The sequence below is a fragment of the Streptomyces sp. NBC_00448 genome, assembly GCF_036014115.1.
In the GTDB taxonomy this organism is placed as follows: domain Bacteria; phylum Actinomycetota; class Actinomycetes; order Streptomycetales; family Streptomycetaceae; genus Actinacidiphila.
This window is the reverse complement of record NZ_CP107913.1, coordinates 4,950,131-4,963,732: the sequence shown is the minus strand read 5'-3', so window position 1 is coordinate 4,963,732 and position 13,602 is coordinate 4,950,131. Positions and strand designations below refer to the sequence as shown.

General features: G+C 69.1%; 11 protein-coding genes. 7 read left to right on the top strand and 4 right to left on the bottom strand.

All coding sequences use genetic code 11. The features are described from left to right. Positions 1 to 705 precede the first annotated feature (705 nt). From OG370_RS21130 to OG370_RS21120, 3 genes are all read left to right on the top strand, one after another. Positions 706 to 981, top strand: coding sequence for a hypothetical protein (locus OG370_RS21130; protein ID WP_328466559.1), 276 nt, complete (start codon positions 706 to 708; stop codon positions 979 to 981). A gap of 136 nt (positions 982 to 1,117) precedes the next feature. Then, entirely contained in the window at positions 1,118 to 1,594 is a 477-nt protein-coding gene (locus tag OG370_RS21125) for a hypothetical protein (RefSeq protein WP_328466557.1), read from the top strand. 38 nt (positions 1,595 to 1,632) lie between these two features. Then, entirely contained in the window at positions 1,633 to 2,265 is a 633-nt protein-coding gene (locus tag OG370_RS21120) for a TetR/AcrR family transcriptional regulator (protein ID WP_328466555.1), read from the top strand. A 263-nt stretch (positions 2,266 to 2,528) separates the two neighbouring features. On the opposite strand, the gene OG370_RS21115 is transcribed toward OG370_RS21120, so the two are convergent. Then, positions 2,529 to 3,494, bottom strand: coding sequence for a helix-turn-helix transcriptional regulator (locus OG370_RS21115; protein ID WP_328466553.1), 966 nt, complete (start codon positions 3,492 to 3,494; stop codon positions 2,529 to 2,531). A 92-nt stretch (positions 3,495 to 3,586) separates the two neighbouring features. Between OG370_RS21115 and OG370_RS21110 the strand changes: the two genes are divergently transcribed. Then, on the top strand, positions 3,587 to 3,952 hold the full coding sequence (locus tag OG370_RS21110; RefSeq protein WP_328466551.1) for a VOC family protein: 366 nt from the start codon (positions 3,587 to 3,589) through the stop codon (positions 3,950 to 3,952). Positions 3,953 to 4,449: 497 nt separating this feature from the next. On the opposite strand, the gene OG370_RS21105 is transcribed toward OG370_RS21110, so the two are convergent. Then, complete coding sequence (locus tag OG370_RS21105) at positions 4,450 to 5,166, bottom strand: SDR family NAD(P)-dependent oxidoreductase (protein WP_328466549.1); 717 nt, start codon at positions 5,164 to 5,166, stop codon at positions 4,450 to 4,452. Positions 5,167 to 5,263: 97 nt separating this feature from the next. Here OG370_RS21105 and OG370_RS21100 point away from each other — a divergent pair, with 97 nt between their 5' ends. After that, positions 5,264 to 5,875 carry a MarR family winged helix-turn-helix transcriptional regulator gene (locus OG370_RS21100; RefSeq protein WP_328466547.1) on the top strand — a complete coding sequence of 204 codons (612 nt, stop codon included), beginning with the start codon at positions 5,264 to 5,266 and terminating at the stop codon, positions 5,873 to 5,875. 65 nt (positions 5,876 to 5,940) lie between these two features. Here the strand turns inward: OG370_RS21100 and OG370_RS21095 are convergent, their stop codons facing one another. Next, positions 5,941 to 9,249: a discoidin domain-containing protein gene (locus OG370_RS21095; protein WP_328466545.1), complete on the bottom strand. Its 3,309-nt coding sequence runs from the start codon at positions 9,247 to 9,249 to the stop codon at positions 5,941 to 5,943. A gap of 219 nt (positions 9,250 to 9,468) precedes the next feature. Between OG370_RS21095 and OG370_RS21090 the strand changes: the two genes are divergently transcribed. Beyond that, the gene (locus OG370_RS21090; RefSeq protein ID WP_328466543.1) at positions 9,469 to 10,458 is read left to right on the top strand and encodes a class I SAM-dependent methyltransferase; all 990 of its coding nucleotides are present in this window, start codon (positions 9,469 to 9,471) and stop codon (positions 10,456 to 10,458) included. Positions 10,459 to 10,649: 191 nt separating this feature from the next. Further along, on the top strand, positions 10,650 to 11,966 hold the full coding sequence (locus tag OG370_RS21085; RefSeq protein ID WP_328474287.1) for a serine hydrolase domain-containing protein: 1,317 nt from the start codon (positions 10,650 to 10,652) through the stop codon (positions 11,964 to 11,966). Here the strand turns inward: OG370_RS21085 and OG370_RS21080 are convergent. Continuing rightward, positions 11,905 to 13,521, bottom strand: coding sequence for an MFS transporter (locus OG370_RS21080; RefSeq protein ID WP_328466541.1), 1,617 nt, complete (start codon positions 13,519 to 13,521; stop codon positions 11,905 to 11,907). The genes OG370_RS21085 and OG370_RS21080 overlap by 62 nt on opposite strands. Between the last annotated feature and the right edge of the window lie 81 nt (positions 13,522 to 13,602).

Sequence of the window (13,602 nt, the reverse complement as noted above, 5' to 3'; positions counted from 1 at the left end):
CGGGTGTGACGGTGAGCATTCGTCGGCCAGATGGCCCTCCCGCCGAGGACGAAGAGTGGGACTTGGCGCCCATCGGCCTCCTGCAGTCGGCTCAGCCCTGGCGGACGTTCCGTTGGTACAAGGGCCAGTAGCACTACTCGGGCACCTACTGGTCGGCGACGATGCGCGATCACGTGATCTACGAGTCGCGACTGGAGCTGTCGCGGTTGCTCTTCGCTGATTTCGATCGGTCCGTACGCGGGATCGTGGCCCAGCCCTTCTTGCCGAAGACGGTGCTGGAGGGGAAGGTCCGCAAGCACATCCCGGACTATCTCCTGGTCACCGGGCAGGTCCCGGTGGTCGTCGACGTTAAGCCACTGCACCGTTTGTCCAAGCCGGAGGTGGAGTTCACCTTGGCTGGACTCGGCGGGCGGTGGAGTCACGGGGGTGGAAGTACGAAGTCTGGAGCGAGCGTCCGACTGTGGAGCTGGAAAACATCCGGTTCCTGGCGGGCTATCGAAGGGACTGGTTGTTCAGACCCGAGGTTCTGGATGAGCTTCCGGGAGCTGACCTCGATGGTGTCTCTTTGGGTCAGGCTACGTGCTGTCTGCCGGACCGTCCGGAGCCCCAAGTGCGTTCTGCTGTACATCATTTGCTCTGGACGCAGTCTCTCGTTACCGATCTCGATCGACCGCTCAGCCCTTCACATGTTCTGAGGTGGGTGGCATGAGCAGGGCGGGGGCTCGGGTCGGGGTCGGTACGCGCTTCTGCTACGACGGAGAGACCGTCGAGGTGGTGGAGATGGCCGCGACCCCCGCGGGCAACGAAGTGGTCCTGAAGGACACCGGCGGTCGACTTCTGCGGCTGTCGCTCAAGGAACTGCTGTTCTCAGACCGTGCCGCCATCAGTCCCGACGGTCCGGGACCGTCGGCAGACGACGAGGGTGAGATCGCCTCCGTAGTCCTCGCGCAGCTTGACGAGGCGGAGAAGAGGAGCTGCTGACAGTCCGGACCGGTGGACAGATCTGGGGTCTGCTCAACGTCCTTCCCGACACCTTCGACAAGATTCCGGAGACCTTGGACGCGGCGTCCAAGAAGGACATCGTCAGCCGCGTAGAGCAAGCCGTGACCCAGCCGGAGTGGGCAGTTCGCTGACGGAGGCGATCACACATCAAGACCAGTCCAGTGTTGACATTGACCGAGCGGTCAATAATATTGGCCATATGGTCAATAGCGATGGGACTCACGCACCTCGTCAACTCGGTGCAGTCAGCGTGCTCGTCGGGGTCTACGCCGCCGCCATGGTCGGAACGGTCGTGGCGCTGGCGGTCATGGCGTCCACGGCCCCGGAGCAGGCGACCAATGAGGCGTGGGGGCACGCCCTGATCGTCACGTTCTTCGCAGTCCTCCTTCTGGTGCGACTCCGGTCCGCCCGATTGGGCAGCACCACGGCAGTCCGGGCACTCGGCATCATCGCCACGGCGATGCTCGTCGTGAACCTGGTGGAAGCCGCCCTGCCGGGTGTCTTCCCAGGGTGGATGCGGGTCGAGATGGTGGCGATCGCCCTGTGGATGTCGATACTGCTCACCTTGCTCCGTCGTTCGGCACGCCGCTGATTGGTGCCTCTCACAAACTCCTAGCTAGGAATAATGGTGTGAAAACGCCCCACCGAGAGCCTCACCCCCTTCCGCGCACTCGTCAGCGCCTCAGCGAGGAGGTACGTCGGACACAGATCATCAAGGCCACCATCGCGGTGGTTGCCGAACTCGGCTACGAGGGTGCCTCCCTGGCCCGGATCGCTGAGCAGGCGGACGTTTCCAAAGGCTTGATCTCGCACTACTTCACAGACAAGGATCGCCTGATGGAAACAGTTGCCAGGACCACTCTGGCGACCCTCAGGCAGACCATTGCCGACTCTCTCGTCCTGACCGATCCGGTTCCCGAGGTCATCCGTGCCGCGATTCGCCGTGTGGCCCGCTTGGGCGCAACGCACCAAGCCGAGCTGACCACGATGCGACAGATCAGCACCAACCTGCGTGAGGCCGACGGGACCCTACGGCTCGGCCTCACCGACTACGAGGAGACCTACCAAGGCCAGGAAGCCCTGTTCCGTCGAGGTCAGGAAGAGGGCAGCCTCCGCGACTTCGACACTCGGGTCATGTCGATCACCTACCAGGGCGCCATCGACACGATGGTCACCTACCTCCATGAGCATCCCGAGGCCGATGCCCACCTCTACGCGGACGCACTCGCTGACCTCATCGTCGCCGCTATCAGGCGCTGCTGAAGAGATGCCACGGAACTGAGACACGGACGCCTGGACACCAGCTGAGACAACTCCGAAACCCACTGGTCAGGGCGGTGTCCTAGGACACGAGCGGCGAGATCCTACAGGCGTGTACGATCCGCGTTTCGCTGTCAGAATCCGCGCCCAAGTGTCAAGCCAGTGTCGAATTTGACATGGTCCGAGGACCTGCAGGTCAGAAGCGTCACTCGTTGGAGCGGCCAGAAAGGGGGCATGAATGGCCGACGCCGACCAGGTGTTGCGGGTCAGGACGTTGGTGACTGCGCATAGTGGTGGGCAAGATCGGTGGCGAGGTCGCGAAGGTGAGTCCTGGCTTCGGTGGGGCTGTGCACGGTGATGGCGCTCCCGAACGGCAGTAGTGCTCGCACGTCCTCCAGATGCAGGAAGCGGATTGTTACCTTGCGGCCGGTGGCGGATTCTTCGTGGTCGTCCGGGACGAGTCGTAGGCCAAAGATCCGTTGCGCTCGCTCGAACTGGGTCTGGTAGATGGTGGCGCTGACCTCTATCGCGTGGTGGTGTTCCCACTGGTCAATGAGTGCTGCCGCGACGGTGGCCAGGGTCTGGCTCTCGCGGATCCGTCGTGGCTGGTCGACTTCTTTCCACTTCGTGATCTGTTCGAGTCGGTACATCCGTGGCACTCGGGCGCAGTCGGCGACGAGGTACCAGCTGCCGGCCTTGGCGAGCAGCCCGTAGGGATCCACGACCAGGTCGCGGGGGCATGGCTCGCGTGGGCTGTCGTACTCGATCCGTAGCCGGCGACCGCGCCGCACCGGGCCGATCAGCGAAGCCGGGGTCGTGCCGGAAGTACGGGCCTGGAGCCAGGGACGGCTGTCCACGTGTACTACGTCGGTGAGCGGCAGGAGCTCATCAACTCGACGTGGCTGTGCAGCGGCGATCTTGGAGCGCGCGCGCCGGCTTTCGACCGATGCGTCGAGCTCCGCACGTTGCTTCTCGTCCAGCCCGGTGAGCGACAGATGATCACGCTCGCCGGGTGTGAGTCGCGTGAGGTCGAGCCCGGACCCGGGCAGCATGGTCACGCCTCCGAGACGGCCCCGTTGCGCGGTCACCGGCAGACCGGCGTCGCGGAGCCAGTTCAGGTCCCGGGTGACGGTTCGAAGGGACACCCCCAGCGCCGAGGCAAGTTCCTGTGTGGTCACGGCATTCCTCGATGCCAGGAGCAGCATCAGGGAGAAGAAGCGGTCTGGGGTCACACGCCAAGTTTCTCAGGAATTGCGACATGATGCGGCGCATATCCCGGTCAGGCTGGCGGATGCGTACCCACGACCTGCGAGAAGGAAGAACCATGACCACATCCGTCGTGTCCATCGTCTACGTGAACGACGCTCCCGCAGCAGCGCGTTTCTACGGAGGCCTCCTCGGCATGAGCCCCTCGTTCGAGACTCCGGGATACATCACCTTCGACCTCGGGCCAGGCGCTGACCTCGCTGTGTGGTCCGGCCAGTTCGAGGATCTGTCAGCGGACGTCCCGCGTACCGGTGAGGTGTGTCTGGCCATCGACAGTGGGCCCGACGAGGTCAACGCGATCTTCAAGCAGTGGCAGTCCAAGGGCGTCACGATCCTGCAGGAGCCTCATGATGCGGGGTTCGGGCTGACCTTCCTCGCAGCCGATCCTGACGGGAACCGTATCCGCGTCGCACCGAGGGACTGACAGGCTGCAATGCGGCAGGCGCGCACGATAGGTTTCGCGCCTGCCGTCGTCTGACGTCGAGAGGACGACGAGTGCCCCACGCGAATGCGCCCCTGAGCGTCGAGGGCCGTAGGCGGCTCGCGGTGAAGCCGAACTCGACTTCGTGGACCTCGGCAGCGGTGACAACCGTCCCGAGCACCGGGACCTCCATACCGAGCAAGAACTCCATGCCCTCCTCGGATCCATACTCGACTGGATCGTCCTCGGCGCGAACGGCTGCCCACGAGGATTGGACATGACCGCGCGGACAGATGTCGACGACAACTGACGCGGACTCGAAGGAAACCCCAGCTCAACGCTCCGCCATTCGACACTCAATCGCGGAACCTACACCGGCGCCGGCGGTCCTGGTACGTGACCGTCCGGGTGGTGACCGTCGTCATGGGATCGAAGGGTAGTCAGGGTCGGGCCGGGTCGGGCCGATCTTCACTGCCGGCGGAACATCGCCGCAGGCCCGGTCAACGAGTGGTGAAGGCGCCGCCGTTGACGTGGAGGGTCTGGGCGGTGATGTGGCGCGCGCCGGGGGAGGCGAGGAAGAAGGCGGTCTCGGCGATGTCGTCGGGGGTGCCGGGGCGCTGGTTGTGGGTCTCCTGGACCAGGGCGGTGTGGCGGGCGTCGGTCATGCCGCCGCGGAAGAAGTCCGTGCCGGTGACGTAGCCGGGGGAGATCACGTTGCTGGTGACGCCGTGCGGGGCGAGCTGCGCGGACAGGGAGGTGTTCCAGGCGCCGAGGGCCGCCTTGGCCGCGCCGTACGATCCGCCGCGCCGCTCGGCGCCGATCGAACCGATGCTGATCACCGCGCCGCCGTCCGTGAGCCTGTCCCGCACGGAAGCCGTGGTCAGTACCGCGCTGAGCAGGTTGCGGCTGAGGCTGGAGCTCCACTCGGCGAGCAGGGCCTCCAGCGGCGGCGCGCCGTCGGGGGCCGGCGCGGGCAGCCCGCCGGCCGCGTTGACCAGCACGTCCACTGTGGTCAGTTGCTCGGCGAGCGCCGCAGTCTGGGTCGGGTCGGTCGCATCGCAGACCACGCCGCGCACGCCCAGGTCCTTGGCGGTTCGCTCCACCGTGTCGGCGTGCCGCCCGGTTACCACGACCTGGGCGCGGTCGGCGGCGAAGCGCGCGGCGATGGCGCGGCCGATGCCGCCGCTTCCTCCGGTGACGAGGACGGTACGGGTCAAGGGATCGCTCCTGGTCGAGGTGTCGGGGTGCGGTGCCGAGCTGCTACGTTTAGAACTAAACATAGCGTGGGGTGCAGCGGCAAGAGGGGAATCCGCCATGGCCGACGACGAAGCCGACGTGTCAGCCGATGCCGATACCGGCAGCGGCCGTAGCAGTGGATGCGCCTACGTATCGGCCGACGCCCCGCCGGGCGCTCCATCCGGCGCCCCACCGCCCTACCCCGCCGCCGACATCGCGGCCGCCTGGCAGCGTGAGCGCCCGGGCACCCCGACCACGTCGATCGAGGTCGTCACCCCCATCTGGCGGCTGGCGAAACTCTTCGCCGACGATCGCGCCCGGGTGCTGCGCGCCGCCGGGATCGACGCGGCCACCCTCGACCTGCTCTCCGTACTCCGCCGCGCGGGACCGCCCTACACCCTGTCCACCCGCGAGATCGCCCGCCGCACCCTGGTCACGGCCGGCGCCGTCTCGCAGCGGGTCGCCCGCGCGGAGGACGGCGGCCTGGTCAGCCGCGGCCCCGCGCCGACCGGCGGTCGTACGGTCCTGGTCGCGCTGACGGCCGAGGGGCACGCCCTGATCGAGCGCTCCGTCGACGCGGTGCTCGGGCGCGAGGCGGCGCTCGTGGCGGGCCTGTCCCCGCAGGAAAGCGCACTGCTGGTCGGACTGCTGGACAAGCTGTCCACCGACGTACGGGCGCGGATGAGCTGAAGCGAGGGCACCCCCGCGGCCCGAGCGGGTCGCGGGGGTGCCGTTCCGGCAGGTTCAGGCTGCCGTCAGGTGGCCGTCCAGACGAACGTCTCGGAGCCCTGGGAGCCCGCCGCGTTCCGGCCGGTGACCGTCACCGTCCAGGTGCCGGCCTTGTCGGCCGCGCCGGTGAAGGTGCCTCCGGCCGAGAGCGAGATGCCCGGCGGCAGCCCGGTCGCGGTGTAGCTGACGCCCTTGGCGTTCTTGTCGTACGTCCAGTCGACCTGCTTGTGCACCGGGCTGCTCATGCCGTACGGGTTGGGCACGGAGAGCGGCGCGGCGGTCGCGGCCGGCCCGGAGACGGCTGCCTTCGGGGTGACGGTCGCGGCCAGGTTGCCGTTGACGGTGGTCGGCACGTCGAGCGTGCCGGTCAGCGGCAGGTTCCGCGAGGAGTCGCCCACCAGGATCTGGTAGTCGCCGGCCGCGGTCGTCCAGTCGCTGTTCGAGGTGTTCCAGTAGGCCAGGTCGTGGGTGCTGACGGTGAAGGTCACCGTCTGCGACTGGCCCGGGTCGAGCGTGACGCGCTGATAGCCGCGCAACTGGTGCACGGGCTCACCGGTGGACGCCGGGTCCCCGACGTAGAGCTGCGCGACCTCGCTGCCGGCCCGCGACCCGGTGTTGGTGACCGTGGCGTGCACGGTCGCCGTCCCCCCGCTCAGCGCTCCTACCTGGAGATTGCTGAAACCGAAGGTGGTGTACGACAGGCCGAAGCCGAACGGGAAGAGCGGGGTGATGTTCTTCGCGTCGTACCACCGGTACCCGACGTCCAGACCCTCGCTGTACTGCACCTGCCCGTTGGTGCCGGGCCACTGCGCGGCCGTGTTCGCGGGCACGTCGGCGAGCGACTTCGGGAAGGTCACCGGCAGCTTGCCGGAGGGGTTGACGTCGCCGAAGATCAGCGCCGCCATCGCCGTGCCGATCTCCTGGCCCGGGTAGAAGCCCTCGAAGACGCCCGCCACCTGGTTGAGCCACGGCATGTTGATCGCCGAGTTGTTGTTGAGCACCACGATCGTGTTCGGGTTGGCCGCGGCCACCTGAGCGATCATGTCGTTGTCGCTGACCGAGCTGCCCCCGTTGGCCGGCAGGTCGAGCGTCGTGGTGTCGTGCTCCTCGTTTCCGTAGTTGTCGGACGCGTAGACGATCGCCACATCCGAGCTGCGGGCCAGCGTGACCGCCGAGTTGAGGTCGGTCGCGTCGTTGTACTGGACAGTGGTGCCGGTGCCCGCGACCCGGTTCTGCATGCCGGTGATCGGCCAGACCGTGCCAGAGCTGGTCGTGGTGCCGCTGCCGCCGCCGATGGTCTGCACACCGGCACCGCCGTCCCAGCCGATCACCGCGATCGACTTGGTGGTGGACGTGGACAGCGGCAGGATGCCGTTGTTCTTCAGCAGCACCGCGCCCTCCTCAGCGCCCTGGAGGGCGACCTGCTGGTGGGCGGGGGTGGTGACGGTGGCGCCGGTCGAGCCGCTGGGCGCCTTGTCGAAGAGGCCGAACGCGAAGTACTGGGTGAGCAGCCGGCTGGCCATGGTGTCCAGCGTGGCCTGGCTGACGGTGCCGTCGGCCACCGCCTGGGCGAGGAAGTCGGCGTAGAAGTACCCGTTGGGCATCTCCACCGTCAGCCCCGCGTTGGCGGAGTCCTGCGTCGAGTGCGTGCCACCCCAGTCGCTCGTGATGAAGCCGCCGAAGTTCGCCTGCTGGTAGAGGCCGACGTTCATCAGTGCGGGGTTCTGGCAGGCGGGCACATTGTTGACCACGCTGTACGCGCACATGGCCGCCGCCGGCGAACCCTGCTCGACCGCCGCCTGGAAGGCGGGCAGGTAGAGCTCCTGAAGGGTGCGGTTGTCGACGATGACCGTGCCTGCCGGGTTCTCGATGTTGTAGACGGCGACATGCTTCATCTCGGCCATCACGCCCTGGCTCTGGATGCCCTTGATATCGGCGGCGGCCATCTGCCCGTTGAGGTACGGGTCCTCGCCGAACGTCTCGAAGGCACGGCCCCAGCGCGGGTCGCGGACGATGTTCAGCGTCGGGCCGAGCGCCACCTGCGCGCCCTTGCCGGCGAACTCGGCGCCGATCGCGGCACCGTACTGCTGCTCGAGCGCGGTGTCCCAGGTGGCCGCCGAGGCGTTCGCCGAGGGCATCTGGGTGACCCCGCCGAGCCCGTCTCCCACCCCGTGCGGGCCGTCCTGGAGCCCGAGAGCGGGGATGCACAGCGACGGGATGCCGTTGATGTTGCCGATGTACGGCGAGGCGTTGTTGTTGCCGTGCAGGATCGACACCTTCTCGGCGTTCGTCATCTGCGCCATCACCTGCGTCACGCGGTCCGCGACCGGCGCCGTCGAACCGACCCAGGGGCAGTCACCGTCGCCGCCGGTCGGCGGGGTGCCGGTGCCGCCCGGGGTGAGGACGGTGAACTCCCAGAGCGAGTAGCCGTACTGGGTGGCCCGCTGGGTGCCGTACATCCGCACATAGCGTCCGGTGCCGGTGAAGGAGAGGTTCTCCGTCCCGCCGGCCCCGGATGTCGTGGAGTACACCGTGTTCCACGTGGAACCATCGTCGGAGAGCTGGATCTGGTACGCCGTGGCGTACGCCGTCTCCCAGGTCAGCTGGGCGCCGCAGATGCTCTGCGAGGAGCCGAGGTCGACCTGTATCCACTGGGGGTCGGAGGCCGCGCTCGACCAGCGGGTGCCCGCGTTCCCGTCGAAGGCCGCGGCCGCGGGGGTGCCGTCGTTCTCGGTCGACGAGGCGCTGGACGGCTTGCCGAGCGCCGCGTTGGTGTCACCGCACGTCGCCGGCGGGGTGCTTCCGCCGCCCGATCCTCCGTAGACCTGGAACTCCCAGAGTGAGTAGCCCCATTGGGTGCCGCGCTCGGTGCCGTACATCCGTACGTAGCGGCCGGTGCCCGTCACGTTGAGGGTCTGGACGCCGCCGGTGCCGGTGGTGGTGGAGTAGATGTCGGTCCAGCTCGTGCCGTTCTCCGAGGTCTGGATCTTGAACGACTTCCCGTAGGCGGTCTCCCAGTTGAGCACCACCTGGGTGATCGGCTGGCTGGAGCCGAGGTCGACCTGGAGCCACTGCGGATCGGACGTGGCGCTGGACCAGCGGGTCCCGGTGTCCCCGTCCACCGCCGCGCCTGCGGTGAAGGCGTCCTGGACCGAGGAGGCGGTGGCCGCCTTGCCCTGGGAGAGCAACTGCGGTGCGGCGGCGTGGGACGTGGTCGGGTTCAGCGAGAGGTATGCCGAGGCGATGAGCACCAAGGCGAGGAGGATGATTCCCTGCGGGGATCGTCGGAAACGTTTACGGCCTGGGTTGGAGAGCCCTTGTGGGGTGACCCTCATGTGTACTCCTGTATGTCGGGTGGGGGCTTGCGTGTTGGGGGGACCGACAGATGGTGCGGAGGGAGAGAGCAGTGGTGTGAGAGCGCTCTCTGACCGACGTGATGGTCACGCTCGCCCATGGGGGGTGTCAACCTTTCTGACAAGTCCGACCGGGGGAAACTGCTTGATTTGCCCGGTAGTTGACGTGGCGGCGACGCGGGGGGATGAGAGGCTGGCGCCATGGGCGACGGGGATGAAGCGAGCGGTGGTGCCGCGGACGGTGGCGGGACGGGCGGCGACGAGCCGGCGGGCGAGGTGACGGGCGAGCCGGCGGGCGAGGTGCACGGCGCTTTCGCCGGGCAAGGCGCCGGCCGGATCAAGGTCGAGTTGGACGGCGTGCCGGCGACGCTGCTGTGGAACCTGGCCCATCGCGCCGCCGAGGCCCGTCGACCACCGGGGAACCGGCTGCTGGACGACCCCTACGCGGTGGACCTGGTGGACCGGATCGACTACCCCTTCGACCGCTTCGGCAGCGCGGTGATGGCGCAGTGGCACGCGCTGCGGGTGCGCGCCTTCGACGACGAGGTGCGCCGGTTCGTCGCCGAGCACCCGGGTGGCACCGTCGTCGCGCTCGGCGAGGGCCTGGAGACGCAGTTCTGGCGGGTGGACGACGGCCGAGTGCGCTGGCTGACCGTCGATCTTCCGGAGACCGTCGCGGTACGCACCGCCCTGCTCCCCGACGATCCGCCACGCCGCCGCACCGTGGCCCGGTCCGCGCTCGACCTGGAGTGGATGGACGAGATCACCGCGGCCGATGTGGCGAAGGGCGTTCTCGTCACCGCGCAGGGGCTGCTGATGTATCTGCCGGAACGCGATGCGAAGGGGCTGATCGCCGCGTGCGCGGAGCGGTTCCCCGGCGGGTGGTTCCTCTTCGACGCGCTGCCGCGGGCCCAGGTCGCACAGAACCAGGCGGGCAGGCTGGATGCGCGGGACGGCAGATATCGGGCGCCGCGCTGGGAGTGGGGGATGGACTACCGGGAGTACCCCAAGGTCGCGGCGGCGTCTCCGCTGATCACGCAGGTGCGCAGCCTGCGGCTGGGACGCGGCCGGGGCCTGTATGCGATCGCCCCGTTCTCGCACCGCATCCCGGGGGTACGGTCGATGCGGATGTCGATCATCTCGGTGCGCTTCGGCGCGGCCGGGATACGCAAGCAGGACGCGGGCGAGTAGCGGCGCCCGCCGGCGGTGGTGTCGCTGGTCGCGGTCATGCGCGGTGGCGGTACGACCGGCGGCGGGCGCCGCTCCCCGTCCGTGACGGCGCCGGGCAAGGGACCCGGCAGAAGGGCAGGGGACGTGTGACGACGAACGACTCTCCTCAGGCGTACGACGGGGGACTGCTGCCCGCCACGACCCGGGCGCTGATGCACCGGGTGGCGGTGGAGCAGGCCAGGGGCCGCACACCGTCGCTGGTCGGCGGGGTGGTGCGGGACGGAACGCTGGTGTGGAGCGGGTCGCGCAGCATGATCGAGGGGCATGCCCCCGACAGCGACACGCAGTACCGGATCGGGTCGTTGACCAAGACCTTTGTCGCGGTGCTGGTGATGCGGTTGCGCGACGAGGGCCGGCTGGCGCTCACCGATCCGCTGGAGGAGCACCTGCCCGGCACGTCGGTGGGCGGGGTGACGATCGGTCAACTGCTGGCGCACACCTCGGGTATCGCCTCCGAGACGCCGGGGCCGTGGTGGGAGCGCACTCCGGGCGACCTGCGGCCCGAACTGGCGGATGTACTCGGTACCGCACCGGTCAAGCACCCGGCGGGGCGCCGGCACCACTACTCCAACCCCGGCTTCGCCCTGCTGGGTGCAGTGGTGGCCCGGCTGCGCGGCAAGCCATGGGGTGACGCGCTCCAGGAGGAGGTGCTGGACCCGCTCGGGATGGTCAGGACCAGCCTGCTGCCGAGGCAGCCCGCCGCGGGCGGTTTCGCCGTCCACCCGTGGGCCGATGTGATGGTGCCCGAGGCGGTGCAGGAGACGGGTGTGATGGCGCCGGCCGGTGAGCTGTGGTCGACGGTCGACGACCTCGCGCGGTGGGCGACCTTCCTGGCCGGCGGTCATCCAGAGGTGTTGGCCGAGGAGACCGTGGCGTACATGCGCGAGCCGGCCGCGCCCGCCGAGGCGGACGAGCCGGGCGCGGGTTACGGCCTCGGCATCCAGATCACACGGCACCACGGCCGTACTCTGATCGGCCACACCGGTTCGATGCCGGGCTTCCTGGCGACGGTGTGGGTGAGCGTCGAGGACCGGCTCGGAGCGGTCGCCCTGGCCAACTCCACCTCGGGACCCAGGGTGGGCGGCCTCGCGGCCGACCTGCTGGCGATCAGCGCCGACGCCGAACCCGCTTTCCCCGCGCCCTGGCGGCCCGCCGACGCTCTTGATCCGGCGCTGCTCGACCTGGCGGGCGCCTGGTACTGGGGCACTCATGGGTACGGGCTGCTGGTGCTGGCGTCGGGTGAGGTGGAGCTGAAGCCGTTGACCGGCCAGGGCCGTGGCACACGGTTCCACGTGGAACATGACGGCACCTGGACCGGACGTACGGGCTACTACGCGGGCGAGACGCTACGGGCGGTGCGCCGGGACGACGGCACGCTCAGCCATCTCGACCTGGGCTCCTTCGTGTTCACACGCGAGCCTTACGACCAGCAGGCCCCGGTGCCGGGCGGCTTCCCCGGCTGGAGTTGACGCCCAGCTCATCCGGGCCCGCCGTGCCGGTCGGGCTCAGTCCGGCCGGCGCCTGTCCCGCCGGGGTGCGCAGCAGCACCCCGGCGAGGACGGCCGCGGCGGCGAGCAGTCCCGCCGCCACGACGAAGGCCAGGTGGTAGCCGTCGGCGAGCGCCGTGGTCGCGGTCCGGCCGGCGGCCAGCCGGTGTTCGGTGCGAGTGCCGGCGATCGACGCCAGCGTCGCCAGTCCCAGCGCGCCGCCGATCTGCTGCGCGGTGTTGAACACCCCTGACACCAGGCCGGAGTCGGCCGGTCCCGCCTCGGCCATGCCGAGCGTCAGCAGCGAGGGCATGACCAGCCCGAACGCGACCCCCATCAGCAGGATCGGCGGCAGGATGTCGGCCACGTACGAGGCGTGGCTGCCGGGGCCGCCCGACGGTGTGCGGGCCAGCAGCAGGAAGGCGCCCGCGAAGAGCACCAGGCTCGGCAGGAGCACCGCCCGCTGCCCGAAGCGGGCTCCCAGCCGGGCGGACAGGACCAGCGACATCACGCCGATCGCCACCCCGGTGGGCGCCAGTGACAGCCCGATCTCCAGCGGGTCGTAGCCCAAGACGTGCTGGAGGTAGAGCGAGGTCATGAACTGGAAGCCGAACCCGCCCGCGACCACCAGTACCTGGACCGCGTTGGCACCGGCGACGATCCGGGACCGGAAGATCCGCAGTGGCATCAGCGGCTGCGCGGCACGGGCCTGGCGGACCAGGAAGGCGGCGAGCAGGGCGAGGGAGGCCGCGCCGAACCCGGCGGTGGGTGCCGAAGTCCAGCCGCGGTCGGTGGTCTTGACGATGGTGTAGACGCCGAGCATCAGGGCGGCGGTGACCAGTACCGCGCCCGGTGCGTCGGTACCGCGCAATCCGCCGCGGGCGGTGCCGGTGCCGGTGCCGGTCCCGGCGGTCCGGTCGGCCTGGTCACGGCCGGTGCGGGAGGGGCGGTCGTCGGGCAGCAGGCGCAGGCTCAGCAGGGCCGCGGCGAGGCCGATCGGCAGGTTGACGAAGAAGATCCAGTGCCAGTTGATCGCCTGGGTGAGGATGCCGCCGGCGAGGAGACCGAGGACACCGCCCGCGGACTGGGTGAAGCTGTAGATGCCCATCGCCCGGGCCCGGCCGTGCGGGTCGGGGTAGAGGGCGAGCACCATGCCGAGCGCGACAGCCGAGACCATCGCACCGGCCGCGCCCTGCACGAAGCGGGCGGCGATCAGCAGGCCCGCGGAGTCCGCGATGCCGCACAGGAACGACGCGACGGTGAAGGCGGCGAGCCCCGTCACCAGGACCCGGCGCCGGCCGAGCAGGTCGCCGATCCGGCCGGAGAGCAGCAGCAGACCGGCGAAGGCGATCAGATACGCGTTCACCACCCACGCCAGATTGGCCTGGGAGAAGCCGAGGTCGTGCTGGATGGACGGCAGGGCCACGTTCACGATGGTGCCGTCGAGGATGATCATCAAGGTGCCCGCGCTGAGGACCGCGAGCGCGGCCGCGCGCGACCTGACGGCCTGGGAGTCCGGTGAATCGGGGACAGACATGGGGTCGCCTCCTGGCGGATCGGTATGCCAAGAGTGACCGTAGCAGATGGTTTTGTTGGAGACTATCTTTTACGGGTCTAT

Coding starts and splice junctions, on each gene's coding strand:
- OG370_RS21130 (WP_328466559.1), top strand. CDS start 706: ATGAGCAGGGCGGGGGCTCGGGTCGGGGTCGGTACGCGCTTCTGCTAC.
- OG370_RS21110 (WP_328466551.1), top strand. CDS start 3,587: ATGACCACATCCGTCGTGTCCATCGTCTACGTGAACGACGCTCCCGCA.
- OG370_RS21100 (WP_328466547.1), top strand. CDS start 5,264: ATGGCCGACGACGAAGCCGACGTGTCAGCCGATGCCGATACCGGCAGC.
- OG370_RS21095 (WP_328466545.1), bottom strand. CDS start 9,249: ATGAGGGTCACCCCACAAGGGCTCTCCAACCCAGGCCGTAAACGTTTC.
- OG370_RS21090 (WP_328466543.1), top strand. CDS start 9,469: ATGGGCGACGGGGATGAAGCGAGCGGTGGTGCCGCGGACGGTGGCGGG.
- OG370_RS21085 (WP_328474287.1), top strand. CDS start 10,650: ATGCACCGGGTGGCGGTGGAGCAGGCCAGGGGCCGCACACCGTCGCTG.
- OG370_RS21080 (WP_328466541.1), bottom strand. CDS start 13,521: ATGTCTGTCCCCGATTCACCGGACTCCCAGGCCGTCAGGTCGCGCGCG.